The 24,928-nt window shown below is 40.7% G+C and carries 32 protein-coding genes; 25 read left to right on the forward strand and 7 right to left on the reverse strand.

Features of this window, described 5'->3' with window-relative positions:
• Nucleotides 1-10 precede the first annotated feature (10 nt).
• The 5 genes from ctaD (at nt 11) to ABOA58_RS08260 (ending at nt 4,572) form a co-directional block, all read left to right on the forward strand.
• Nucleotides 11-1,882, forward strand: a complete 1,872-nt coding sequence (gene ctaD, locus ABOA58_RS08240) for a cytochrome c oxidase subunit I (protein ID WP_054396968.1) — start codon at nt 11-13, stop codon at nt 1,880-1,882.
• Nucleotides 1,882-2,511: a cytochrome (ubi)quinol oxidase subunit III gene (locus ABOA58_RS08245; RefSeq protein ID WP_048684533.1), complete on the forward strand. Its 630-nt coding sequence runs from the start codon at nt 1,882-1,884 to the stop codon at nt 2,509-2,511. The genes ctaD and ABOA58_RS08245 overlap by 1 nt, the downstream gene beginning before the upstream one ends.
• A gap of 3 nt (nt 2,512-2,514) precedes the next feature.
• The gene (gene ctaF, locus ABOA58_RS08250) at nt 2,515-2,850 is read left to right on the forward strand and encodes a cytochrome c oxidase subunit IVB (RefSeq protein ID WP_350301930.1); all 336 of its coding nucleotides are present in this window, start codon (nt 2,515-2,517) and stop codon (nt 2,848-2,850) included.
• Nucleotides 2,851-3,000: 150 nt separating this feature from the next.
• Complete coding sequence (gene ctaG, locus ABOA58_RS08255) at nt 3,001-3,903, forward strand: cytochrome c oxidase assembly factor CtaG (RefSeq protein WP_413016513.1); 903 nt, start codon at nt 3,001-3,003, stop codon at nt 3,901-3,903.
• A 207-nt stretch (nt 3,904-4,110) separates the two neighbouring features.
• On the forward strand, nt 4,111-4,572 hold the full coding sequence (locus ABOA58_RS08260; protein ID WP_057278459.1) for a DUF420 domain-containing protein: 462 nt from the start codon (nt 4,111-4,113) through the stop codon (nt 4,570-4,572).
• A gap of 113 nt (nt 4,573-4,685) precedes the next feature.
• On the opposite strand, the gene ABOA58_RS08265 is transcribed toward ABOA58_RS08260, so the two are convergent.
• Nucleotides 4,686-5,048 (reverse strand): YugN family protein, encoded by a 363-nt coding sequence (locus ABOA58_RS08265; protein ID WP_350301931.1) that lies wholly within the window; start codon nt 5,046-5,048, stop codon nt 4,686-4,688.
• Between the two features lie 346 nt (nt 5,049-5,394).
• Here ABOA58_RS08265 and ABOA58_RS08270 point away from each other — a divergent pair, with 346 nt between their 5' ends.
• Nucleotides 5,395-6,429: a CAP domain-containing protein gene (locus ABOA58_RS08270; protein ID WP_350301932.1), complete on the forward strand. Its 1,035-nt coding sequence runs from the start codon at nt 5,395-5,397 to the stop codon at nt 6,427-6,429.
• A 205-nt stretch (nt 6,430-6,634) separates the two neighbouring features.
• Here the strand turns inward: ABOA58_RS08270 and ABOA58_RS08275 are convergent, their stop codons facing one another.
• Nucleotides 6,635-6,826 carry a hypothetical protein gene (locus tag ABOA58_RS08275; RefSeq protein WP_350301933.1) on the reverse strand — a complete coding sequence of 64 codons (192 nt, stop codon included), beginning with the start codon at nt 6,824-6,826 and terminating at the stop codon, nt 6,635-6,637.
• A gap of 113 nt (nt 6,827-6,939) precedes the next feature.
• Here ABOA58_RS08275 and ABOA58_RS08280 point away from each other — a divergent pair, with 113 nt between their 5' ends.
• From ABOA58_RS08280 to ABOA58_RS08295, 4 genes are read left to right on the forward strand one after another with little or no spacing between them, the layout of a single operon-like run.
• The gene (locus ABOA58_RS08280; protein ID WP_350301934.1) at nt 6,940-7,371 is read left to right on the forward strand and encodes a YlbD family protein; all 432 of its coding nucleotides are present in this window, start codon (nt 6,940-6,942) and stop codon (nt 7,369-7,371) included.
• Between the two features lie 12 nt (nt 7,372-7,383).
• Nucleotides 7,384-7,626 (forward strand): YlbE-like family protein, encoded by a 243-nt coding sequence (locus tag ABOA58_RS08285; protein ID WP_350301935.1) that lies wholly within the window; start codon nt 7,384-7,386, stop codon nt 7,624-7,626.
• A gap of 60 nt (nt 7,627-7,686) precedes the next feature.
• Complete coding sequence (locus tag ABOA58_RS08290) at nt 7,687-8,112, forward strand: hypothetical protein (RefSeq protein ID WP_350301936.1); 426 nt, start codon at nt 7,687-7,689, stop codon at nt 8,110-8,112.
• Between the two features lie 60 nt (nt 8,113-8,172).
• The gene (locus tag ABOA58_RS08295) at nt 8,173-8,622 is read left to right on the forward strand and encodes a YlbF family regulator (protein ID WP_063232132.1); all 450 of its coding nucleotides are present in this window, start codon (nt 8,173-8,175) and stop codon (nt 8,620-8,622) included.
• Nucleotides 8,623-8,790: 168 nt separating this feature from the next.
• Here ABOA58_RS08295 and ABOA58_RS08300 read toward each other — a convergent pair whose 3' ends face one another.
• Nucleotides 8,791-9,114, reverse strand: a complete 324-nt coding sequence (locus tag ABOA58_RS08300; RefSeq protein ID WP_350301937.1) for a hypothetical protein — start codon at nt 9,112-9,114, stop codon at nt 8,791-8,793.
• A 137-nt stretch (nt 9,115-9,251) separates the two neighbouring features.
• Here ABOA58_RS08300 and ABOA58_RS08305 point away from each other — a divergent pair, with 137 nt between their 5' ends.
• Nucleotides 9,252-9,527 carry a YlbG family protein gene (locus tag ABOA58_RS08305; RefSeq protein WP_048684554.1) on the forward strand — a complete coding sequence of 92 codons (276 nt, stop codon included), beginning with the start codon at nt 9,252-9,254 and terminating at the stop codon, nt 9,525-9,527.
• A gap of 49 nt (nt 9,528-9,576) precedes the next feature.
• Here ABOA58_RS08305 and ABOA58_RS08310 read toward each other — a convergent pair whose 3' ends face one another.
• A complete protein-coding gene (locus ABOA58_RS08310; protein ID WP_350301938.1) occupies nt 9,577-9,966 on the reverse strand; it encodes a DUF7147 family protein in 390 nt (129 codons plus the stop codon).
• 458 nt (nt 9,967-10,424) lie between these two features.
• Here ABOA58_RS08310 and rsmD point away from each other — a divergent pair, with 458 nt between their 5' ends.
• Nucleotides 10,425-11,000: a 16S rRNA (guanine(966)-N(2))-methyltransferase RsmD gene (gene rsmD, locus ABOA58_RS08315; RefSeq protein ID WP_034313946.1), complete on the forward strand. Its 576-nt coding sequence runs from the start codon at nt 10,425-10,427 to the stop codon at nt 10,998-11,000.
• Nucleotides 11,001-11,492 (forward strand): pantetheine-phosphate adenylyltransferase, encoded by a 492-nt coding sequence (coaD, locus tag ABOA58_RS08320; RefSeq protein ID WP_350301939.1) that lies wholly within the window; start codon nt 11,001-11,003, stop codon nt 11,490-11,492.
• A 43-nt stretch (nt 11,493-11,535) separates the two neighbouring features.
• Here the strand turns inward: coaD and ylbJ are convergent, their stop codons facing one another.
• Nucleotides 11,536-12,753, reverse strand: a complete 1,218-nt coding sequence (gene ylbJ / locus ABOA58_RS08325; RefSeq protein ID WP_350301940.1) for a sporulation integral membrane protein YlbJ — start codon at nt 12,751-12,753, stop codon at nt 11,536-11,538.
• Nucleotides 12,754-13,061: 308 nt separating this feature from the next.
• Here ylbJ and ABOA58_RS08330 point away from each other — a divergent pair, with 308 nt between their 5' ends.
• Both ABOA58_RS08330 and ABOA58_RS08335 read left to right on the forward strand, forming a co-directional pair.
• A complete protein-coding gene (locus ABOA58_RS08330; RefSeq protein ID WP_137018809.1) occupies nt 13,062-13,859 on the forward strand; it encodes a patatin-like phospholipase family protein in 798 nt (265 codons plus the stop codon).
• Nucleotides 13,849-14,874: a SepM family pheromone-processing serine protease gene (locus ABOA58_RS08335; RefSeq protein ID WP_350301941.1), complete on the forward strand. Its 1,026-nt coding sequence runs from the start codon at nt 13,849-13,851 to the stop codon at nt 14,872-14,874. The genes ABOA58_RS08330 and ABOA58_RS08335 overlap by 11 nt, the downstream gene beginning before the upstream one ends.
• A 91-nt stretch (nt 14,875-14,965) precedes the next feature.
• Here ABOA58_RS08335 and ABOA58_RS08340 read toward each other — a convergent pair whose 3' ends face one another.
• Complete coding sequence (locus tag ABOA58_RS08340) at nt 14,966-16,171, reverse strand: nucleotidyltransferase (RefSeq protein WP_350301942.1); 1,206 nt, start codon at nt 16,169-16,171, stop codon at nt 14,966-14,968.
• Between the two features lie 219 nt (nt 16,172-16,390).
• Here ABOA58_RS08340 and ABOA58_RS08345 point away from each other — a divergent pair, with 219 nt between their 5' ends.
• The 4 genes from ABOA58_RS08345 to ABOA58_RS08360 all read left to right on the forward strand — a co-directional run bounded on the left by ABOA58_RS08345 (nt 16,391) and on the right by ABOA58_RS08360 (nt 18,764).
• Nucleotides 16,391-16,912, forward strand: coding sequence for a YceD family protein (locus ABOA58_RS08345; protein WP_098371093.1), 522 nt, complete (start codon nt 16,391-16,393; stop codon nt 16,910-16,912).
• Nucleotides 16,913-16,977: 65 nt separating this feature from the next.
• Nucleotides 16,978-17,151, forward strand: coding sequence for a 50S ribosomal protein L32 (gene rpmF, locus ABOA58_RS08350; protein ID WP_034313929.1), 174 nt, complete (start codon nt 16,978-16,980; stop codon nt 17,149-17,151).
• A 148-nt stretch (nt 17,152-17,299) separates the two neighbouring features.
• Complete coding sequence (locus tag ABOA58_RS08355) at nt 17,300-18,064, forward strand: enoyl-CoA hydratase/isomerase family protein (RefSeq protein ID WP_350301943.1); 765 nt, start codon at nt 17,300-17,302, stop codon at nt 18,062-18,064.
• A 79-nt stretch (nt 18,065-18,143) separates the two neighbouring features.
• Entirely contained in the window at nt 18,144-18,764 is a 621-nt protein-coding gene (locus ABOA58_RS08360) for an RsfA family transcriptional regulator (protein ID WP_350301944.1), read from the forward strand.
• 44 nt (nt 18,765-18,808) lie between these two features.
• Here ABOA58_RS08360 and ABOA58_RS08365 read toward each other — a convergent pair whose 3' ends face one another.
• Nucleotides 18,809-19,297, reverse strand: coding sequence for an N-acetyltransferase (locus tag ABOA58_RS08365; protein WP_101224571.1), 489 nt, complete (start codon nt 19,295-19,297; stop codon nt 18,809-18,811).
• Nucleotides 19,298-19,766: 469 nt separating this feature from the next.
• Between ABOA58_RS08365 and ABOA58_RS08370 the strand changes: the two genes are divergently transcribed.
• The 6 genes from ABOA58_RS08370 (at nt 19,767) to ftsL (ending at nt 24,928) form a co-directional block, all read left to right on the forward strand.
• Entirely contained in the window at nt 19,767-20,651 is an 885-nt protein-coding gene (locus tag ABOA58_RS08370) for a 2-dehydropantoate 2-reductase (protein ID WP_350301945.1), read from the forward strand.
• 4 nt (nt 20,652-20,655) lie between these two features.
• Nucleotides 20,656-21,048 (forward strand): DUF3397 domain-containing protein, encoded by a 393-nt coding sequence (locus tag ABOA58_RS08375; protein WP_350301946.1) that lies wholly within the window; start codon nt 20,656-20,658, stop codon nt 21,046-21,048.
• A gap of 109 nt (nt 21,049-21,157) precedes the next feature.
• Nucleotides 21,158-22,786 carry a bacillithiol biosynthesis cysteine-adding enzyme BshC gene (bshC, locus tag ABOA58_RS08380; protein ID WP_350301947.1) on the forward strand — a complete coding sequence of 543 codons (1,629 nt, stop codon included), beginning with the start codon at nt 21,158-21,160 and terminating at the stop codon, nt 22,784-22,786.
• A 337-nt stretch (nt 22,787-23,123) separates the two neighbouring features.
• Complete coding sequence (mraZ, locus tag ABOA58_RS08385; protein WP_034313914.1) at nt 23,124-23,555, forward strand: division/cell wall cluster transcriptional repressor MraZ; 432 nt, start codon at nt 23,124-23,126, stop codon at nt 23,553-23,555.
• A 52-nt stretch (nt 23,556-23,607) separates the two neighbouring features.
• Nucleotides 23,608-24,540, forward strand: coding sequence for a 16S rRNA (cytosine(1402)-N(4))-methyltransferase RsmH (gene rsmH, locus ABOA58_RS08390; RefSeq protein WP_034313911.1), 933 nt, complete (start codon nt 23,608-23,610; stop codon nt 24,538-24,540).
• 31 nt (nt 24,541-24,571) lie between these two features.
• Nucleotides 24,572-24,928 carry a cell division protein FtsL gene (ftsL, locus tag ABOA58_RS08395; protein ID WP_101224576.1) on the forward strand — a complete coding sequence of 119 codons (357 nt, stop codon included), beginning with the start codon at nt 24,572-24,574 and terminating at the stop codon, nt 24,926-24,928.

Genomic DNA, 24,928 nt, shown 5'->3' on the forward strand with positions numbered 1-24,928 from the left:
AGGTTAAATCGTGAGTACGTACGCTAATAAAAAAGGATTTGGCGCTACGCTTTGGGATTATCTGACGACGGTGGACCATAAGAAAATCGCCATTTTATATCTTATCTCTGGCGGATTATTCTTTGTAATCGGCGGTTTGGAAGCGATGTTTATCCGTATCCAGCTTGCAATCCCAAATAATGACTTCGTAAGTGCCGGATTTTATAATGAAATATTGACCATGCACGGTACAACTATGATATTTCTGGCAGCCATGCCATTGGTGTTTGCTGTAATGAATGCGGTTGTACCCTTACAGATAGGGGCACGTGATGTCGCGTTCCCATTTTTGAACTCGTTAGGTTTTTGGTTGTTTTTCTTTGGAGGAGTCTTTCTGAATCTTTCATGGTTTTTAGGGGGGGCTCCTGATGCAGGCTGGACATCATATGCATCACTTTCCCTGCATTCCGAAGGCCACGGTATTGATTTTTACGTCCTGGGATTACAGATATCAGGATTGGGAACATTAATTGCGGGGATCAATTTCCTTGTAACCATTATTAATATGCGTACGCCTGGTATGACATATATGCGTATGCCGCTGTTCACATGGTCAACTTTCGTTGTTTCCGCATTGATATTATTCGCTTTTCCTCCGCTTACCGTAGGATTGGTGTTAATGATGTTCGACAGGATGTTCGGCTCGAATTTCTTTGATGTAGCAGCGGGCGGGAATACGATCATTTGGGAGCATTTATTCTGGATATTCGGTCACCCGGAAGTATATATCCTGATTCTTCCAGCTTTCGGTATTTTTTCCGAAATTTTCGCTACATTCTCCAGAAAAAGATTATTTGGTTATTCATCAATGGTATTTGCAACCGTTTTAATCGGTTTCTTAGGTTTCATGGTTTGGGCGCATCACATGTTTACGACTGGTTTAGGACCTATCGCGAATGCGATTTTTGCCGTTGCTACCATGGCTATTGCAGTGCCGACGGGTATTAAGATATTCAACTGGATTTTTACGATGTGGGGCGGAAGCGTCAAGTTCACGGTACCGATGCTTTATGCAGTTGCCTTTATCCCTACATTTACCATGGGCGGCGTGACAGGTATCATGCTCGCATCAGCACCAGCTGATTATCAATACCATGATAGTTATTTCGTTGTTGCCCATTTCCACTATGTAATCGTTGGCGGGGTTGTATTGGGCTTACTGGCTGGAATCAATTTTTATTGGCCAAAAATGTTTGGAACGATGTTAAGTGAAAAATTGGGACAAATCACATTTTGGACGTTCTTGATCGGTTTCCATTTAACATTCTTCATTCAACATTTCTTAGGTTTGATGGGGATGCCTCGTCGCGTATTTACATTCTTGGACGATCAAGGTCTCAATACAGGTAATATGATTAGTACAGTTGGAGCCTTCTTAATGGCATTTGGGGTCTTGGTTATGGTCATCAATATAATCATTACATCTGTGAAGAATGAGAAAGTCGGCAATGATCCATGGGGAGACGGCCGTACGCTGGAATGGGCCATCCCATCACCACCGCCCTTTTATAATTTCAAACAACTTCCGCTTGTCCGCGGATTAGATCCTTACTGGGTTGAAAAAATGGAAGGGAAAAAGGAAATGACTCCTGCAGAACCACTGGGGGATATCCATATGCCGAATTCATCCATACTTCCTTTAACGATTGCCTTGGGTTTATTTGTTGCCGCATTCGGAGCTTTATATAATATGGATGATAAGACATGGACCCTGCCTATAATGATTGTTGGACTTTTGATCACATTCGCTTCAATGTTTATCCGTTCCGTAAAAGACGATCATGGATACCACATTCATAAAGAAGAACTTATGGACGATAAAGACAAGGGAGGTAAGGCATAATGCAAACAGATGAAAGATTCACGGATGCCACTTGGCCTGCTTCTCCCGAGAAAGCGACTTTAGAAGGTAAAAATAAGTATTTGGGATTCTGGTTGTTTCTTGGTGGAGAGACGGTACTATTCGCCTCACTTTTTGCAACTTACCTTGCATTGAAGGATAAAGTTCCAAATGGTGATGCAGCCTTAGCTAAAGACTTGTTCGAATTACCGCTGACATTTGTAGCAACCATGCTGTTATTGACCAGTTCATTAACCAGTGTGTATGCGATGTACCATATGAAAAATAACCATTTTAAACAAATGCAAGCATGGCTTGTAATTACAGTTGCACTTGGTTTTGCTTTTCTAGGTCTTGAGATTTATGAATTTAATCACTATGTTCATGAATTCCATCATACCTTTACGAGCAGTGCATTCGGCTCCGCGTTTTATACGTTAGTCGGTTTTCATGGAGGACACGTTGCTTTCGGTCTGGTTTGGATCATATCTCTTATGGTTCGTAATGCAAGAAGGGGCTTGAATTTATATAACGCTCCTAAATTTTATGTTGCTAGTCTATATTGGCATTTCATTGACGTAGTCTGGGTGTTTATCTTTACTGTCGTATACTTAATGGGAATGGTGGGATAACTGATGGCGAATGAACAATCAAATTCAGCGAACCCGAATGTCGATTTAAAATATCGCCGTAAGAAACATGCTGAAGAGATGAAACACCAAGTGATATCATTTACACTTATGATTTTCTTTACATTACTTGCTTTTGCAGCTGTAGGGATCGAGGGGTTTTCACATTGGTTCATTAAACCAGTCATTTTGCTGCTGGCAGTTGTACAAGTGATTTTCCAATTGTATTATTTCATGCATATGAAGCATAAAGGGCATGGCACCATTGCATTGTTCTTATTTTCCGGCCTTGCAGTCGGCTTGATAACTGTCCTTGTGTTCACAACGATTGTTTGGTTATAAACCATAAAGGAAATCGGCTATTGAATGATAGCCGGTTTTCTTTATGTGTTGATTAGCTAGAAAAAGAATCCAAGTTTATCTATATTTGTTACCATGTTTCATTTTAGGTATAATGAAAGTAAGAAAAAGTTTATGAACGAGGTGATTTTTTTGTCTATTGATATTTTCGGATTTCGCGCTTTGTGGAGTCCTTATTATTTTGCCGTCCTCGTACTTATAACCGTTGGCTATTTTTGGCTGGTGACAAAAAAAAGGGAGAAGTTTTCGGGCAGTTCAGCGCTAACAGTAAAACAGGCAACTTATTTTTTGATAGCCATGTTCCTTCTATATGCAGTAAAAGGATCACCGCTGGATTTATTGAGCCATATCATGTTCAGTGCCCACATGTTTCAAATGGCACTGCTCTATCTCGTGATTCCGCCTTTATTTATCATAGCGATTCCGGATTGGCTTATGAGAACTTTCATAAACTCAAGGGGAGTGAAGCCGTTATTTCAATTTTTCACGAGACCTCTTATCGCCCTTTTAGTATTTAATGTTCTTTTCTCGTTGTACCATATCCCGTTAGTGTTCGACTTTATCAAAACGGGGATGTGGTTTCATGCCGGATACACGGTCCTTTTATTTACTACCGCTGTTTTGATGTGGTTCCCGCTTGTTAATCAACTTCCGGAACGTGAAAGTCTGTCAGGTGTGAAAAAAGTAGCTTATATTTTCGGCAGTGGCATTTTAATGACCCCTGCTTGCGCTTTGATCATTTTTGCTAATGATCCGATGTATGATACATTCACCAATGCAGAATCTTGGGCCAGTGCCATGGAACTTTGCGTCCCGGCTTCAGCGCTGTCCGGCTTAACGCTCAGTGGCCCGGAAATGTTCAATGGACTGCCATTGCTTGAGGATCAACAGCTTGGCGGGGTTCTGATGAAGGTAATCCAAGAAATCGTTTTAGGCTATGTATTAGGTGTCATTTTCTTTGCTTGGTTCAAAAAGGAGAATGGCGGCCAAAATGATATCGATCCGATACCTTCGGATTTTCAGACTGTAGAATAATTGTACGGTAAAAGACTTGTCTTGGGGCGGACAAGTCTTTTATTTGCCTTTGCCTAATATTTGATTTTAAGCAAATAGCCAGTGATTCGACTTGGCTATTCTATAAAAGTGAGCATTCTGTTAATAATCCTTGATTTTATTGAATTTTATGATTGCCTCTTATAAAATGGTAGTTGATTAATAAATATAGAGAGGACTACAATACATATGTCTTTACCAATCCTTCCAACGATAAGTACAGCTTTCATTGTATTAAGTGCCATCACTGTTGCAATAGGCTGGTATCAAATTAAACAACGCAAAATCGAGACCCATAAGAAAACCATGATGGCAGCTGCGGTTTTTGCGGTAATCTTTTTCACCATATATCTTTCCCGGACGGTCTTCATTGGCAGTACGTCATTTGGCGGACCCGATGACATTAAGATTTATTATACGATTTTTTTGATCTTCCATATAACGCTTGCGACAACTGGAGCAGTTTTGGGGATCATCATGCTTACCACTGGTTTTAAAGGTAAATTCGCCATTCATAAAAAAATCGGACCTGCTACCAGCATCATTTGGTTTTTCACTGGGATTACAGGAGTAGCTGTTTACATCTTGCTTTATGTCATTTATCATGGCGGCGAAACAACATCTTTAATAAAGGCGATCCTAGGATTTTAAAATAACGAAAAAGCCTGGTGCAAAAAAGCATCAGGCTTTTGTAATGGATACGAAAAAGAGAGAGCATCACACATGATCCTCTCTCTTTGTACCTCACTTTTAACTTACGGCTTTTACAGGCCGTTGAATTGTGTAAGTTCTTCTTTGATTTGAGTGAGGATTTTTTCACTTTGTTTAACTAGTGATGCAGGGAAATCCTCTCCTTCACCATATTCAAGTCCGTGTGGATAATAGTGTTTTCCTAATAGAGGGACCATAAGCTTAATGACGGCCCTGTGAGAGCCTACATCGCCCTCTGTAGCATAGCCAAGTATTCTCAGGTAAAACGTGCCTTCTTTTAATTCGAACTTACGATCGTAACTGACTCTTTCGTAATCCCATTGTTCTGCACGTATTAAACCATATTGCGGCATTAGGTCATCTAATCGGTTTAAGTCGGCTGTGATGTTTTCGATTCCAAAGCGTTCAAATTTCACGAGTAGTACCTCCTATGTTTACTATTGAGAATTAAAATGACATACCGGGAAAATATTATGTACATGAATATATTAAAAATCTCCAAGTATGTTTATAATATACCATTTTATCCTATATTTTATAATAGTACGAAATGGTGGAAGTTGCAATGAACTCAACCATGGTATTTCAATCATTCACAAAAGTTCCATTTTTTAAATAAATTTAATGAAGGGGCAGTCTATCGTAAATTAGAAAATTATGATTGAACAGTGATATAATCAGGAAAGAAAGGTTTTTTGCATTGGATACATAAATTAGATAGAGAGAGGGAGTGTTCCTCTGCGCAATTTAGGTAAGGTGTTGGTGTTAATCGTTATTTTTTTCGTAATCGGTATTTATCTCAATATCGGCGATGAAGATGAAGGGAACCCTCTTATTGATGGTAACAAAGGTGTTAACCCCAATGGACATATAAATGATAAAAGCCCTTCCTCTGAAAAGGAAGGGGTTACTGAAGTGACAGAAGGTCTGGCAGTAACAATCGGGAAAAATGCAAAAGAGATAGAAAAGGAATACGGTAAGCCAGATCGAATTGATATGTCCGCCTATGGATATGAATGGTGGGTTTATAAAAAGAGTTATAATAATTATTTTCAATTAGCCGTTGAAAATGAAAAAGTGGTATCTGCTTATGGAATCGGTGATGAGGTGAATGTCGCTCCTTTTAAAATTGGACAATCGATTGATGCCATCTATTCCAGCTTATATGTGGAACCAACTGTTGATATTGAAGTTGGTGACAGTTCCTATCGTTTTGAATTGTCGGAGGAAGATATGAACATGAGACCGTTGATTGATTTAGGGAATATTAATGTTCAGCTTTATTTGGATAAATTCACAGGGACTGTTTCAAGCATCCGATTTTTGAATGATTCGACCCTATTGAAACAACAGCCGTATGAGTTAACCTATCATGGTGAGTTTGTGACAGTTAAGGATCTTTCAGAGGAAGACATGGCGAAAGTGGAAGATGGCAATGAGCAGCAAATATTCGATATTACGAATATAATGCGCAGCCGGTTTGATTTGGAGCCTTTAGAATGGGATGCTCCAACAGCAAGGGTTGCCTATCTTCATAGCCGGGAAATGACGGACGCACCTGAAGGAACCCAGGTTTCCGAAACAAATGGGGATTTGGAAAAGCGTCTCGATTCAGGTCATGTAAAATACAGGGCAGCAGGTGAAAATATAGCGGCTAAATATGTGGATGCAGCTGCAGTCATGGAAGGCTGGCTAAATAGCAAAGGTCATCGGGATGCGATGCTGAACGAGGAATTTACAGGTCTGGGCGTCGGGGTATATAAAAAGTATTACACTCAGAATTTCATAAAGAGATAAAAAAACGGATCCGATTTGGGTCCGTTTTCTTGTTCTGGATATAGCGAAAAGTTCCCCATCCATCATTACGGTGGACCATCCCCTCAATGATGATCGTTTGCCTATGTATTAATTTGCGTGGCACGAAATCAGCCGATGAAGGGTTTTACGTAACGAACTTGGATATCTGCAGTAAAGGTAGCATACCCTTTTGGAACCGTTGAGCTTAAGGTCGAATCTTGTCCCTTGTTTGCTTACATCTTTTTAATTGCAGCAGGATTGAAAAATAAGAGCGGTTCCCTTGCTCTACTTTGGCTTTTAACCCTGAAACAATTCCCGATAAATCAGATAACTCTGTTTCATCTGCAGATTCAGCTAGGTTTTGGAGGTCTTTGATTGAAACACATTCATGCGGCATGAAAATACCTCCTTTTGGAAAATCCATTTGGATTTAAAATGAAATGTGATGCACTTTTTATTTACCTTGAGCATATGGTGCAATAGGCGATGTCTAAGTGTGAGGTGAGAGTAATGGCAAAAAGAAAACGGCCCTCCGTGGATCGATTTCGTGAGTTTGTAAAGGAGCATCCTCATTTAGTGAATGAAGTGAGAAGCAAACAAGCAACATGGCAGGAACTTTTTGAAGAGTGGTATTTACTCGGAGATGATCATCCACGCTGGCAGGCTGACGGCAGTGTGGGTGAGTCCAAAATGAATGCAGAATCCCCATCACCGCCGGTGGAAAAGGGAGACCAAAGCACTGAGTTGATCGGTTCGTTAATGAGTGCAGTTAAAAATATGGATATGGGGCAGATTCAACAATATATTACGAATGCCAATCAGGCTATCGGTGCAATCCAAGGAGTGTTATCTGCTTTCCAAGGGAATAAATCAGGTGATACAAGTCCTCCCCCAAAAGAAAAAGAGCAGAGAGCTAACCCTTTTTTATTCACAAAAGATTAAGGAGGGTTTTTCATGCGTCAGAATATATATGAATTCATCCAAACAAACGAAGATATGCGAAATTACTTGAGGGTTCAGCCTGGATGGTACAGAAGGTTAATGCGTAATCCCCATGAAGTGGATGTGTTTGAAACCGAGGCGAAATATTATTTTGAAAAGTCGATTCCGCATCGGGTCTCTAAATTTTCGGAAAGCGTTCAGGTAGCCTCCATGATGCTTCATATGTTTCAAGCGATGAATGTTTCAAGTGAATGAAGAAAAAAAGAGTAAATTACTCCTTTTGGCGAACAATAAAGGCAAAAGGGGGACGATGGAATGAGAAAGTTGATATTGGCTCTAACAGTGTTGATGGCAGCTTCGGGTTGTGGGAAGAAAATACCGGAACCTGAAAATTCAGGAGTAGCCATGCAGGGTGTTTCTACACTTAAAGCTGCCACCACTGTATCGAGCATCCGAAATTCAGATGAGGACTTTAGGGTAAAAACTTTTGTAAAAGGCAACTCTGTCTATGTAGAGTGCTACTTGAAAAACTATGGTTTTTCTGAATCAAATCCAGAACAGTTGGCAACTGTGTCCGTATTTATTGATAATCAAAAGAAAGTCGATATGAAAACGGCAGCATTTATCTTAAAGGAAGTCCCGAATGGCAAGCATAAAATTAAGCTGGAGATTTTGAATGGTTCAGGAGAAAAAACAGGGCTGCAAAAAGAGATTGAGGTACATATCACTTCCTCGATTTAATCAAACCATTAGCATCTAAAAGGGAGAAATGGTAAAATGGTTGTGGAGGTGAGCTTGTTAATGCTTGCTACTATGGAAATCATCGACATTTTACAACAGGCTGATGGATTAGCTGAAATGATCCTTCATTCTGAAATAGGGGAAGAATACCTCCTTAGTTTATATAAATTACAAAGCGACAAAGAGGCCCAGCGGAAAATTTCCAAGTTTACTTCGCTAAAGGATCTATTTGAAGATGTTCAAAGGTTCGGTAAATATCATCCGGATTATAAACGCATCAATTTAGAAACCAGGCAAGCAAAACGAGACATGGATATGCACCCTGCCGTTGCTGAGTTTAAGCGGGCTGAGACCGAATTGCAATCCGTTCTTGATGAAATAAGCGGAAGGATTGGCCGAGCGGTTTCTGAACAAGTCAAAACTCCAGCGGGGAATCCATTTTTTGTTTCATCCGGTGGATGTTCAACGGGAAGCTGCGGAACCGGCGGAAGCTGCGGCTGCTCTGCTTAAGGTAATGGCCAGATTGTGAACAATAGGCCGGTATATTGAATGCAGCCATCGAAATTCGACATTACTACGGAGTTCGGTGGCTGTGTCATGTAAGGAACCTACGTCGAGACTTCGGTCAATGAACCGATGCATGTATAAAGATTATATTCCGGATACGTGATGAAGCGATTAACTGCGATATAAAATACAATCCGGACATAGGTTGCCGCAGCAAAACATCTTTTGCTGCGGCACATAAAAACGATGCCGGAATACATATAAATGTTCTTCCTGCCGTACGAAGATGGTTTCACAATGAAGCTGCTTGCCGCGCATGGAAAGGCTTGCGGCTTTTTTTATTAAAAAAGAAAGCTTACTATTATCATTTTGAGCCGGATGGTAATGGATATATAAAAATGGTATACCTGTGATCTTTTTTATCGAAGCTTGGGTAATTTCATCATTATCTAATAGATGAACAATAAATTGATGCCAAATTTGGTTTAAATCCATCGTTTGTTACGCTCCCTTCACAGTGTATATATTCATAATAGTGAGAGAATTTCGTTTATAATCTTTTTTCTTGGTTGAAAGTAAAGATTCTGCTATGCTACACTTAGTTAAAACCTTTATAAAAGGGAGTTATTGATATGCTTGGAGCGAGACAGGGAATCATCGTCTATTTACATACATTAAAACAAGCCAAAATGCTTAGGAAATTTGGAAATATCCATTATGTTTCTAAAAAGTTGAAATATGTGGTGCTTTATACGAATATGGATGAAGTGGAACCACTAGTGGAAAAGCTGAATAATTATTCGTTCGTTAAAAAAGTGGACCTTTCTTACAAGCCTTTTTTGAAGGTGGAGTTCGAAAACTCCAAACCGGATAAAGCGAAAGAATATGATTATAAAATGGGAATTTAAAAAAAGCTGACTCATGCGGAGTCAGCTTTTTTCAATTCAGGGGGATCAATCAACCTAATGGGGGCAGATACCTATTCATTCGCAAAATGCCGATTAAGTGTTGGTAGTACAACTCGATTTCTGCGAAGAGCACCGAAGGTTTCACGTCGATTTCAATAATCGGTCTATCCAGTTCCTCCGCCAAGTTCTCAAAAAGCTCATAGCGTTTGTTTTTTGTCTCATGAGGGTTAGGTATACCTTCACGGCAAATGTAAAGCGGCTGGAATTTCCCGGGATCTGTGGGCTGCATGACGATCACCAATGACGTGACCTTTTTATCATTTATAGTAGTATGCATGGCCATAAGTCTTGCAACTCGATGTTTCTGATTGCGTCCTACTTCCAGCAACTCATATATATCGGAATATCCTTGTCCAATTTCAATAAAACGTTGAATCAATTAAACCTCTCCTAACTAACTTATTATTCATTACTTTATCATTATCCCTCATAAAAGAGAAGGACAACTTCATTGACGAAGCATGACAAAGACACTTAGATATCAGAGATTTAACAATAAAAAAAGCCCTGCAAAAATATGCAGGGTCCTTCTATGTCTAACTAAGGACCAGAAGGCAAAGGGAGAGGAGAAACCGGAGGAAGAGCTTATGGGGAAACGTAAGCCTTCTCCGCGGTTGGCAACAACACCTAAAAAGGAATGTTGTTATTCACATTATTGCCAAAAACCACTTTATTATTCAAAATGTAAAAGATTTATAAAAAGAATCCATGGACCGAAATGATACGTTGATTTTCATCTTGGAAATGAAGCCAAATGGGTTTAAATATTGGCTAGCTTTTTCTAATATGTTAGGATAGGAAAGTAACAGAAATTTGTCATAAAATGTGGTGAGGATTATGAGGGTCGTTTCCGGAATTTGCAAAGGAAGACCACTTAAGGCTGTACCGGGTACAGGAACCCGGCCGACTACTGATAAAGTCAAGGAATCCATTTTCAATATGATTGGTCCTTATTTCGAAGGAGGGCTGGTCCTCGACTTGTTTGCCGGGAGCGGTGGACTGGGAATTGAAGCGTTAAGCAGAGGCATGGATAAAGCCATATTTGTCGACCGGGATTTTAAAGCAAATCAAACGGTTAAGGCCAATTTGGAACTATGCAAGTTTTCAGACCGTGCAGAAGTTTATAAAAATGATTCAGAGCGTGCACTGAAGGCTTTGGTGAAAAGGGAAATGACTTTTGAATTGATTTTTCTTGATCCACCTTATAAGAAACAAAAGCTAGTCGAGATTCTTGAAGAAATACATAAATACCGATTGCTGAACGATATGGGATACATTGTTTGTGAGCATGGCCATGATGTTACATTGCCAGAAAAAGTTGGTGACTTTACCGTTAAGAGAAAAGAAGTTTATGGCGTCATTGCCGTTACGATTTATCAATGGGGAAACGTACACGAACAGGGGGAACTATGAATGTCCAAAATAGCGATTTGTCCGGGGAGTTTTGATCCAATAACATTTGGTCATCTTGATATCATTCAAAGGGGAGCGAATGTTTTTGATGAGGTATATGTGGTCATCGTGAACAATTCAGCGAAAAATTCACTTTTTACAGTGGAGGAGAGACTGGAATTGATTACTGAGGCGACTGCCCATATGCCGAATGTTAAGGTGGATTTCTATCAGGGATTGACGGTCGACTATGCTGAAAGCGTTTCCGCGAATGCCATTATCAGGGGATTGAGGGCGACTTCCGACTTTGAATATGAAATGCAGGGAACTTCGATGAACCGATTCCTAAACAATAAAATAGAGTCATTCTTTATCATGACGAAAAATCAATATTCTTTCTTGAGTTCGAGTATCGTGAAAGAGGTAGCGAAGTATGGCGGGGATATCTCCGAACTAGTGCCAAGCGTCGTCCAGAAAGCCCTGGCCAAAAAGTACAAGGAACTGAAAGGATAGAAAAAAAGAGCATTGCCTACGCGCAATGCTCTTTTTTTCGGTTTTAAGAAAGGCCTTTGAATAGCCTTTTGGTAAATATGATGATATATAGGATCAAAAACAAGAGTGTTAGAATGGGGCCGAAATCAAGCATGTTCTGATATAGGGAATTCGCGTGTTCACCGGATCCGCTGACTGGGAATGCGTTTAACGGGCTGCCGCTGTACATATTGCCTTTATAGAATGGTTCCCAAAGCAAGATTGTAATAATGGATGCCAGAAGGCCATGTGCTATCCTAGCCAGAAAAAAGGGAGTGAAACGAATGTCTGTTGCGGCAATGATGCTGGCAACTTGCGCTTGAATGCTGAAACCGTTGAAAGCTAAGATGAAACTTGTCATCACAGTTTGCTGAAAGAGTGTCGCATCTTCGACCGTACTGGTTAATTTTGAACCAAGGGTCATTTCAAACATGCCTGATATGAAGGGGAGGCTTAAGGAATCCGGGAAATTAAAAATATGTAAAATTCCTCCGACCCACGATGCTAGCAATCCGGTAATGTTCATATGAAATAAAAGCTTGTTCACCACCGAAAAGAGAATGATGAACCCCCCGATCATTAATAGGGTTTGGATGGATGAGAGTACCGCATCTCCGAGTAAACTGCCAAATGGTCTTGTTTCTTTTATTCTGGTTCGATGCATTTGGCTAAAAGCTTGTCTTATGGAGGGGAGCTTGGTCATTACTTTAGTATGGGATTTTTCTTCTTTCCAACGGTAAAAACGCATGATGATGCCTACACAAAAATTTCCTAGGTAGTGGGAAAGTGCAAGGATGATCCCTAAATGAGGATTGTGGAAAAACCCGACGGCAACGGCAACGAACAGGAACAATGGATTAGATGAATTAGTAAAACAAACGAGTCTTTCAGCTTCAATGCGGGTCAATTGTTCTTCCTGACGAAGCCTCACAGTGTATTTCGCTCCAGCTGGAAATCCTGATGCAAGTCCCATCGCCCAAACGAAACCGCCCACTCCTGGTACACGGAATAAAGGGCGCATAAATGGTTCGAGCATGACGCCAATGAACCTGACAACCCCAAAACTGATTAATAACTCCGAGAAAATCAAGAAAGGTAGAAGCGAAGGGAACACAATTGTCCACCAAATATTGAGTCCGCCTTTGGAAGCTTCAAAGGATTCTTGGGGGAAGATGATCAAGCCAACTGCCATCATCGTGACGGAGGTAGCTAACAGTACTGTTTTAGATTTTGATTTTAGCAAAATTCAGCCTCCTCTTGAAGGTTACTAAATAAGGGCAGTTCGTTTCGTATATAATAAAATATGAACTTCCTTTTCTCGAAAAGTAAGCGCATGATGAAATGTGGATTGTTCCGACATTATAAATGAGGATGAGCCTCACGGTGGAATTTCAATGAAACCCTGCACTTTATTGGCTGGCATAGTTTATATCTGCCATGCTTGTTTCACTGTCAATATAAATAATATGCTTCTATAAATCCGTTTAAGACCATAACTTTGAATGAGTGTTATTTCAATATTTTGAACTAGTTATAGCGGGAGGGATATCTTTGTCGAAACCAAAAGTCGGGCTTGCACTTGGATCAGGAGGAGCTAGGGGGTTTGCACATATTGGCGTGATAAAGGTATTACAGCAAGAAGGCATTCCGATAGATATGATTGCTGGAAGCAGCATGGGAGCTATGGTTGCAGCCTTTTATGGAGCGGGTTCGGATATCGAGAGGCTGTATAAGTTGTCCCGTGCATTTAAGCGAAAGTATTATTTAGACTTCACCATACCTAAAATGGGCTTCATTTCGGGTAAACGAACAAAGGATTTAATCAGGGTATTTACATATGGCAAGAAATTTGAAGAACTTGATATTCCTGTGGCGGTGGTAGCCACTGATATAAAAACGGGGGAAAAAGTCATTTTTCAGGAAGGTCCCATCGCACCCGCTGTAAGGGCAAGCATTTCCATTCCTGGCATTTTCATTCCCGAAAAAATCGGAAACAGACTGCTTGTTGATGGCGGCGTTGTTGACAGGGTTCCTGTTTCAGTCGTGAAGGATATGGGAGCAGACATCATAATTGGTGTGGATGTAGCCCACGTGAAACAGGATATGGAGATAAACTCCATCTATGATGTCATCATGCAAAGCCTCGATATCCTGCAAATGGAACTGGTTAAAAGCAGGGAGTTTGCTTCAGACGTCATGATACGCCCCAGGGTTGAGAAATACAGCTCTAAATCATTTACAAACGTTCAGGAAATAATTAGTATTGGAGAAGAAGCTGCAAGAGGAAAGATAGATCAAATTAAGCAGAGCATTGTTACTTGGAAGGAGTCCTTTGAAGATGAGCCGTAAAATGTATGTACGCACTTTCCTGGTGGTGGCTATACTTCTCATAGCATCAGCCCTTTATTCCCTACCTTTTTATGTATCAAAACCAGGAATGGCTAAAGAATTGGAGCCAATCATTGAGGTATCCGGAGGAGATGAAGCAAAAGGAAGCTTTATGTTAACCACTGTAAGGATGGGCCGGGCGAATATATATTCCTACATGCTGGCGAAATGGAGCAAATATCAGGAGCTTTATCCGGAAACCTCCATTCGAAGCGAAGATGAAACGGATGAAGAATATAATATCAGGCAGCTGCACTTAATGGATGGTTCTAAAAATAATGCCATTCAGATCGCATATGAAAAAGCAGGGAAAGAAGTGGATTACGAGTACCTGGGTGTATATGTTTTGGACGTGCTAAAAGGAATGCCTGCAGCTAAAGAGCTGAAAGCGGGCGATCAAATCATTCAGGTCGATGACGTTAAATTCAAGTCTGCACAGGAATTCATGGACTACATTAACGGAAAAAAGGCTGGAGATGAAGTGAAAATAGTGTATAAGCGGGAAGAGACGGAGAAAACGGCCGTTCTTTCATTGCAGCCTTTTAAAAATGACCCAAATAGGGTCGGAATAGGCATTTCGCTGGATGACAATCGAAAAGTGACCACAATACCGGCGATTGCCATAGATTCAGAACAAATAGGCGGTCCTTCAGCTGGTTTAATGTTTTCATTGGAGATTTATAATCAATTAACAAAAGGCGATCTTACAAGTGGCTATGACATAGCGGGTACAGGAACGATGTCTGATGATGGGACAGTCGGTCCAATTGGCGGAATTCAACAGAAAATAGTTGCAGCCGATAAATCTGGAGCGGAAATATTCTTTGCCCCAAATGAAAACGGAGCAGCAGGTTCGAATTATGAAGATGCACTCATTGCAGCAAAGGATATCGACACGGACATGAAGATCGTACCGGTTGACAACTTTGATGATGCAATAGCCTATTTAGCGAAGCTGAAAGGAAAGGAAAAATGAAAAAAAGCGCAGGCAGTCATCTACTGTTTGCGCTTTTTTGATGATTGGATTTTTACTCTTAAAGATGGACGGGCCAAGCTTAAACCATTCTTCATTTGAAAATGATGGGAGATTCAAATTCCCGTTTCATCAAGGCAGCCTGATACGGTTCGGACAAGCCGAGTGCATACACCTGTGCCGCTCGTAAGTCCGTATCGATGTCCTGCTTCTGATAGGACGAAAGTTTAGAGATGAGCGGGAGGGGTAAGCCTTTTTTGACAGTGCGAAGATATTCTTGTCCCCGGCCATTCATGCCAAGAAGTCTTATATAGGCTGGTTGATCATTGTGAATCATCTGTTCCTTTAATGTATGGGTCAATATGTGGACGCACATCCGCTGTAGTCGTGTCCATGTGTAGCGTTTTGTCTTCAAATCTGCCATGAATCCAGAAAAGCTCGAAGATTGTTTGGCCATCTCCTTTATTCGGTGTTCTATGCCTTCCTCGATTTCGTATATTCCTGCCAATTCGTTTAAAGAGGAAGAAAGGATTCGGTATTTCAACAGGGGCCAATACATTTCCCAGTCATGCAAGGCATGGTAGCGCGTTAAATATTGCTCAAGACCATTCATTGTCGGCTGAGGAATATAACTGGAAACAGAATTTAATTCCCTGTGTTCATGGATGGCTTTACGTATCCCCGTTGCGCTGGCAATAGGGTCTTTGGACAATTTTGTTTCATGGTATCCGGCAGCGACCCTTTGAATCGTATAAGGGCGAATGTAGTAGCCATTTGATAGGGCAGCACTTACATACTCCTTTCCAAGAATATTATTTGGCTTCGTCAAATCCAATGCCGCATCATCATTGATGATCGATCGATAAGCCTGGGCAGCACTGGCCGGATAACTATTACCGGCATCCATAGCCGATTTAATTGCAGCATCGAATGCAGCGGAATTATCCGAAAGAATTCTGTGGGCGGTGATGAATGGTTCAATTCGGCCATCTTCGCTTCCGAAGCAAAAGGAGTCACAGCCAAGGGATTCCAAAAGGGAAATAGATCCTTTTGCAAATATCTCCGCCTTCTGTGTCGCGAAAGCATAGGGAAGTTCAATGACAAGATCTATGCCGCCATTCAAGGCCATTTCAGCACGGGTCCACTTGCTGACGATAGCGGGCTCGCCACGCTGTAAAAAGGGCCCGCTCATGACAGCGACCACAACATCTGCCCCTGTTTTTTCTCTACTTTCTCTTGCATGTAAAACATGTCCATTATGAAAAGGGTTATATTCGACTACTAAACCGCAAGCTTTCATTCGATCACCTCAGAGAAAAACTTTGTATTTTATCAACTTAGTGCTAAAATAGTATTTCAAGTAAAATTACTATAAGTAATCGTCCGGATTTTTTTGTTTGTAATGTTTCTTAAACCTAGACAATCAGTTAGGATGACTACATTATAGTGTAAAGAAAAAATATTGACAAACTTATAATTGAAAGCTATAATTATTTTTGTTGCCTTGAGGTGATTTCAATTGAAATGGACGATTAGTCAACTTCAAAAAATTCGGGACAAAGATTTACGGTTTGATGAACTGGTGGATGTCTTGGACATTAGAGAAAGAGACCCGCAAATTCGCGATGTTTCTCCGATCAGAGTAGCAGGAAGAGCTGATATCAGCTCGACCGAGATTACTTTTCACTTGCATCTTTCAGGTGAATTAACATTACCTTGCTCCCGTACACTGGTAGACGTTAAATATCCGATTGATATTGATACAAAGGAAACCTTTCTTTTAAAGGCAGATGGCGCCGATTTCTACGGAGACGATGTCACTGTTGTGGAAGGTGACGTTGTAGACTTAATACCGGTAATTAAAGAAAATTTATTGCTAGAAATTCCGATGCAGGTTTTTTGTGAGGATGTCGATTCGAATGAAGCTGCTCCTCAATCCGGGAAAGACTGGGCTGTTATTTCTGAAGAGGAAAATGAGCATAAGGTTGATCCGAGATTTGCAAAGCTTGCCGACTTTTTTGACAACAATAAAGAATCTTGATTGGAACGAAAAATCGTTAATCCGATTTTTCCAGCTTTTTTATATTTTTTAAGGAGGTGGGAATAATGGCTGTACCTTTTAGAAGAACGTCGAAAACTGTAAAAAGAAAACGTCGTACACACTTCAAGCTTCAAGTACCTGGTATGGTAGAATGCCCGAGCTGTGGTGGAATGACTCTTTCACATCACGTTTGTAAAGAATGTGGAACATATAAAGGAAAAGAAGTTGTCGCAAAATAATTTCTTGACCTACTTGAGAGCTATGCTTTCTTGATGCAACACGCTAATCAAAGCGCAGGGATTTTTCTCTGTGCTTTTTTTACAAATATATTTGGCAGAATATTTTGAATCATCTATGTTTGCCGATGGTTTCGGAGAAGGTGTTAACGTGGATCAAGTAATTAATGTTGAAAAAGATGAACGCGGTTTCATGAAGCTCCTGTTTAATAGACCGGAGAAAAGGAATGCCGTGAATTATCAATTGATGGACGAACTCGAGTCGATATTGTCAGAAGCTGCAGGCGATGCTGAAGTTAAGTTGCTGGTCCTGACAGGGGCGGGCTCCGAGGCATTCTGTTCAGGCGGGGATCTAAAGGAATTTCAGGATTTGCGCACAGAAGAAGAGGCCTTTGCTATGTTATCGAAAATGGGTGAAATTCTGTATAAACTAGCAGTTTTCCCAAAACCAACAATAGCGCTCATCAATGGAAGTGCTTTAGGCGGTGGGTGCGAAATTGCGACAGCTTGTGATTTCAGAATAGCAAAGAGGGAAGTTAAGCTGGGGTTTGTACAAGGTACTCTGGGAATAACGACAGGCTGGGGCGGGGCTTCACTTTTACTTGAAAAAATATCAGGGCAAAAAGCGCTAAAGCTATTATTGGATGCAAAAATACATAAAGCTGAGGAAGCAAAGGAATTGGGTTTCGTAGATGAGATAGTCGGAGAAGGTGCGGATGGATGGGAAAGATTCGCAGAAGATTTCCTTCGCCATGAGACAGGGGTATTGATGGCCTATAAGCGATTGCTGGTCCATAAATGGCAGGGTAGCGGGCTTAAAGGAAGAATGGATGCGGAAATCCGGGAATGTTCTAAACTGTGGGCGAGTGATGAGCATCATGCTGCAGTCGATCGTTTTTTAAATAAGAAAAAATAAATATTACACGCTCTATATATCTTCTATCTTTCCTAGCATGTGCATATTATGAATTAAAACTTGCTTAGGAGGTAGAGAGATGACGATTGCGAGACAAGATGCATGGACTCATGATGAGGATCTGTTGTTGGCTGAAGTGGTGCTGAGGCATATACGAGAAGGCAGTACACAATTAAAGGCGTTTGAAGAAGTGGGGAAACAGCTATCGAGGACATCTGCTGCTTGTGGGTTCCGTTGGAACTCATTTGTAAGGAAGCAATATAAATCAGGGATAGAGCTGGCGAAAAAACAAAGGAAAGAACAGGTGGTCAATAATCCTGAAATGGAAAGGGATTCGGTTGCGACGGTAGAAAATGTCACGATTGAAGAAAAGTCCCCCCGGCTTGAAGAGAAAGAATCTATTACCCTTCAGGAAGTTATATTATATTTAACCAAAATGGATGAATTCTTTCAGCTTGATAATAAGGAAAAAGAACGGATTTCAGAGCGGTACCTAATTCTTGAACAGGAAAATGTCCGATTGCTGGAAGAGAATGCTTTGCTTAAAGAAAACCTGAAAGCTGTTGAGGAAGATTATCGTGCGTTAATGCAGATCATGGAGCGTGCAAGAAAGCTTAGTGTACAAGAGGACGAAAAGACGAATCCGAAGGTGAGTTTTCAAATGGATAAGAATGGCAATTTGGAAAGGGTCAATAAATGAAAAATGCGGGTGGGAAAATCCGCCCGCATTTTTCTTGGTATTCCTTATTCCTGCGTATCTATTTCTTTTTTATCTTGTATGTCAAATGGGCTCCAAATCAGCGGGTTTTCTCCAAGGTCCCTGTCCAAATCATAGGAAACGGCAGAAAAGCCCATCTTTTTCCAAAAGTCTTGTGAATGAACTCTTGGGTTGGTTTTGATAGGCATGTTCAGGCTTTTGGCGAATTCAACCAAGGCTCTTCCATAACCTTTTTTCTGATAGTTAGGCAGGACTTCAAGTTTCCAGAGAACAAGGAAGTCCCTAGAATTGTCAAAATACCGGTCAAATTTAGCGCTTCTTTTATACAGGCTCATGCGGGCTACAAGTTTGTCGCCATAAAAGATTCCGTAAAAAGGTGATTGGCTGTCATTTTCAATGATGTTAGCCTCTAAATCATCGAGCATGGACAGTTCCTGTATCCCGTATTCTTTGAATTTTTTGAATTCCTCAAGCGTTTTAAAATTTACAAGTAATCGTTCAACCTTGTATTCCATAAAAAAGCTCCCCCTTAATTCTGATAAACCTCTTCCGATAGTACCCATTGAAAGTCATCCCACTGATCTTTACAATGTGGAATTCCAGCTTAGGTTATATCTAGTATGACATCATCGATTTATCCTAGCTGATTAAATGCTTATAGCCTTTTATCCCCCGCCCTTTTCCCTCCAATATTTCGTGGGTAGAGATTGGAGTTATCTTTTGTTCCTATAAAGTCTATAAAATGGCTAAGCTTTTCGTATCTAATATACCATTAAATTAACGCTTAAAGAAGAGAATATATCTTCAATGGCGTATTAATAATTCTTTCCATTGATATTTTATGACGAGCCTTGTTGTTGGCGGGTAAACTCCATGCAATCAGGTTGACGGCGTTTCCAAAGTTGTTGATGTGAAATTGATGCAGGATAAAAAAGATAATGTGATAAAATAGTAAATATATTTCAAAAAGTAAGGAAGGGTATTATGAGAATTGGAATCATTGGGGGAGGGGCCATCGGGCTGCTGTTTGCGTCTCATTTAAGTGAAAAACATAGTGTGGCTCTTTATACCCATACTGCGGATCAGGCGTCCATCATCCAACGTGATGGAATCCGTCTTATTGCGGATGGTGAAAGCCGGCTGCAGACAGGCATCATTTCTATGGGTCTGGATGAAGGGATATCGGATGTAGATCTTCTAATATTGGCCGTCAAGCAATATCACCTGCCGCAAATACTGCCTAGAATCAAAGGTATTCAGGTTCCGTTGCTATTCTTGCAGAATGGCTATGGGCATATTTCTTATTTAAAGCAGCTTCAATCCCCTAGCATATATGTGGGAGTAGTGGAGCATGGGGCATTGAAACATGACGGGAATACCGTCGAGCATACAGGGCTCGGCATTACAAGGATCGCTTCCTTTAAAGGGGAACTTGAGCAACTATCGTTAGTGGATGAAAGGATCGATCATTTTCCTTTTACGAAGAGTGAGGATTTTCACTCGATGCTGATGGATAAGCTTGTCGTCAATGCAGTGATAAATCCATTAACGGCGATACTTGGCGTGGAAAATGGCGGTTTGATCACTAACCCCTTTTATTACCAAATGTTTCAAGACCTTTTTGAAGAAGTCTCCGATATTTTGGAAGTTCAAAATAAGGATGAGTCATTCGAAAATGTGAGGTCCGTTTGTATGGCAACAGCTGAAAATCGATCATCGATGCTAAAAGATTTAGAAAATGGCCGTCAAACGGAAATTGATGCCATTTTGGGTCATATCCTCTTGGAGGCAAAGAGCAAAGGGAAAAGTCATTGCCTGACGTCTTCTCTATATAAAATGGTCAAAGGAAAAGAGTCTCAGGGGGGATGAGGATGTGCCGTACGTAGTTTCAAACCTTGCCGCGATATTTATTACCTTGCCTTTCGCAGGGTATATACTTTTTTTTATTAGTGCCAAACAATTCACTGGGAACCATAGGCGCTCCGTTCAATTTGCAATGGACATGAGTACGTTGCTATTCGTATTGTCCGTCCATTATTTGATCATTACGATTTGGGATAAGCAAATTCTTTGGGTGATCATGCTCATCATGATTCTTAATGCATTCTTGGTGGTCCTTGTCCATTACAAGGTAAAAGAAGAAATCATATTCCATAAGGTATTAAAGGGTTTTTGGAGAGTGAACTTCGCCTTCTTTTTCGTGGCTTACCTTCTATTATTTTCCATCGGTATAATTACAAGTATTACGAAGATATTGACTACATAACATAGAACATCGCATCAATTTTCTGCTGCTGGGCAACTTCTTTTGTTTTCTTAAACCGGAATGTTATACTCTAAAAAGAATTGTAGTTGCAGAGAAAGGGAGAACAGAAATGGAGATGAAAGATCTCGCGTTACCATCTTTAAACCGTTTTGCATCGGACTATTTACAAAACCGTCTTGAAACGGAGGATTATTTTCACTATGACTTAGCAAAGCCTGACATTTATCTCAATAGATATAGTGAATTGATGAACCGCTCTTTTTCACGTGATGAATTGTCGGATTACATACAACAATACATGTCTCGTCTTTCATTCAGTGAGGCAGTTAAGGGGAATATTGAAAGGTTGCGCAGGGATGATTCCGTGGTTGTGATTGGAGGACAGCAGGCTGGGTTATTATCAGGGCCGCTGTATACCATTCATAAAGTGATTTCGATCATTAAGCTTGCGGAAGAACAGGAAAAAGAATTGGGGCAGCCAGTCATTCCTGTTTTTTGGATAGCTGGAGAAGATCATGATTTAGCTGAAGTCAATCATGTTTATGTCATGAAAAACGGTAAACCCGATAAAAAAACCTACCCTTCCTATCAACCGTATAAAACAATGGTTTCTGACGTGGAGCTGGAAACGGAAAAGGCAGAGAAGTGGCTTGAGGAAATCATTGAAACATATGGAGAAACGGCCTTTACGAATAAACTCCTGATTGATATGAAGGAAACCATTAAGCAATCGAATACCTTCGTCGACTTCTTCGCCAGGCTGATTCATGAATGGTTCAAAGAATATGGCCTTTTACTAGTCGATGCCGGAGATCCGGAATTAAGGCGAATTGAGAAGGCATACTTTGAATCGATGGTCAATGAAAGTGGACGGATTGCTGAAATGGTCGAGGACCAGCAATCATTCATGCATGCGAAAGGGTATGCGAAAATGATTGAAATGGATAAACATGCTGCTAATTTATTTTATTATGATCCAGAAAAAAAAGATCGATGTTTACTCGAGCGTGTAGAAGGCGGTTTCAGCGGAAAAAACGGTGAGGTATCATTTACCGAGCTGGAACTCTTGCAGATAGCCAAAAACCATCCAGAACGATTAAGCAATAATGTCATTACACGCCCGCTTATGCAGGAAATGCTTTTCCCTGTATTGGCTTTCGTTTCAGGGCCAGGGGAAATAGCTTATTGGGCCGAATTAAAAAAGGTATTTGAGTTGTTTTCCATGAAGATGCCGCCAATCATCCCTAGGTTAAACATCACGCTGGTGGAGCGCAGTATCCATAGCGATCTTGAAGAAATGGAACTCAGTTTGGAAACTGTTCTGACTGAAGGAACCGCTAATGCAGTGAAAAGTTACCTTGATTCCGTGAAGGATGAGACGATTGACAATCTGTTTGGGACGCTGAAATCACAGCTTGAAGAGAACCATGAAAAGCTATTTGTCCACGCTGTCTCTTTAGATAGAGGACTTGAGCCGATGTTGAACAAAAACATCGAATTCATCCAAAAACAATTGAATTTCATGTATGGCAAAATCGATGACCGTACAAAGGAACGGCATTCGGTCATATTGAAGAAATATGAACGGATAGCAAATTCACTGTACCCTCTTGAATCACCTCAGGAGCGGATTTGGAACGTGTTTTATTACTTGAATCAATATGGGCCAGAGTTCGTTCGGGATATGATGAAACTGGAATACCGGTTCAATAATCAGCATAAATTGATTTTCATTTAGAAACCGTTTTGGGGAATAGTGGCGGACTAATCATTTTTTAATAGGGTTGCCACTTACCAATCTTGACGGAGAGAATAAAAGTAAAAAAAAGACAGGTGCTAAAGCCTGTCTTTTTTTCTGTTTCCCGGGCACTTGTCAGGTGGGGCTTCGACAGTAATAGTGGGACTGCGTCTTAGTCTGAGTGCATTCGAGGGAAATGCACGTTTCTTTGAATAATTTGGCTAAATAAACTTAAGAAGAAAAGAAGGGAATTTTTACTTGGAAGGAGAAAGTAAAAACAAGTGGAGAAAGGTGGGGGAATGTGGTACATTGAGATTAGAATGTGGGGGTAGTGGGTATGTTCATGGGAGAGTACCATCATAACATCGATATAAAGGGCCGTTTGATAGTCCCGGTGAAATTCAGGGAAAATCTCGGGGAGCAATTTGTCCTTACCCGCGGACTCGATCAATGTTTATTTGGTTATCCTATGGAAGAGTGGAAGCTGCTTGAAGAAAAGCTGAAAGCCCTGCCCTTAACAAAAAAAGATGCCCGAGCCTTTACCCGTTTTTTCTTTTCTGCAGCTACAGAATGCGAAATTGATAAACAAGGGCGAATTAATATCCCCACGCCGCTTACTTCATATGGCCAATTGGAAAAAGAATGTGTAATTCTTGGTGTTACCAATCGTATTGAGATTTGGAGCAAATCCCTTTGGGAAAACTATTTTTCAGCTTCGGAGGATTCTTTCGCTGAGATAGCAGAAAATATGATTGGCTTTGATATTTAAGGCTGCCCTCAGAAATAGAGTCACTCAATAACCGATTGGAAGGATGTCTAGCATGTTTCAACATACAACAGTGTTATTAAAAGAGACGGTTGATGGATTGAACATCAAACCTGATGGAATTTATGTGGATTGTACTTTAGGAGGAGCCGGTCACAGCGAATACTTGCTTTCACAGCTCTCTGACAAAGGCAGGCTTTATGCTTTTGATCAGGACGAAACGGCAATTCGGAATGCTAAGGAAAAATTGGAAAGCTATGGCGAACGTATTGTTCTTGTTCCTAATAATTTTAAATACTTAAAAGAAGAGTTGAATGCCCGGGGAATCGAGAAAGTGGACGGGATCCTTTATGATTTAGGCGTGTCATCCCCACAATTGGATACACCAGAGCGTGGTTTCAGCTATAACCATGATGCACCTTTGGATATGAGGATGGACCAAAGTGCTGCCATTTCTGCCTATGATGTCGTGAATACTTGGTCATTCCATGATTTGCTGAGAATTTTCTTCCAATATGGAGAAGAAAAGTTTTCGAAACAAATTGCCAGGAAAATTGAAGCGGCACGTGAAATAAAACCGATTGAAACGACGTTCGAGCTTGTGGAGCTAATAAAGGATGGGATACCGGCCCCGGCAAGACGTAAAGGCGGACACCCTGCGAAACGAGTGTTCCAAGCAATAAGAATCGCTGTGAATGACGAACTTGGTGTCTTTGAGGATTCCTTGGAGCAAGCCATATCGCTTTTGGATAAAGAGGGAAGAATATCTGTCATTACATTCCATTCACTTGAAGATAGAATTTGTAAAACGGTATTTAAAAAGGCCAGTAGCATGCCTGACCTTCCGCCTGGACTTCCAGTTATCCCGGATGAATTCAAGCCAACCATGAAAATAATTACGAGAAAACCGATTTTACCTTCGGAAGAAGAATTGGAAGGGAATAATCGTTCCCGGTCGGCCAAGCTAAGAATCGCCGAAAAGCAATAATTACAGAAAAAAACAGTAAGGGGGAACATGAATGAGTTCCATAGCCAAAAAAATACAAGAACAGCAATATGAAGATCAACAGCAGCAACAGACACATCAAACGGTGGTCATCCGTAAAGCGAAGATATCCATTGGTGAAGTTTTCTTACTATGTGCCCTTGCTATCATGGTTACCTTTATGGGAGTGAAAATTGTCTCAAATCAAGCGGCCATCTATGAAACGAATAAAGAGATCCAGCTAGTGGAAACGTCGATTGAAGAACAGGGTAAAGTGAATGATGATTTGAAAGTGCAGGTTGCTGAACTTAGTACATACGAAAGGATTTGGAAAAAAGCTGCAGCGCTAGGGTTCAAGTTAAATGAGAATAATGTGAAGGGTGTGCAGTGA

Origin of the sequence: Peribacillus frigoritolerans (assembly GCF_040250305.1) — a bacterium.
In the GTDB taxonomy this organism is placed as follows: Bacteria; Bacillota; Bacilli; order Bacillales; family DSM-1321; genus Peribacillus.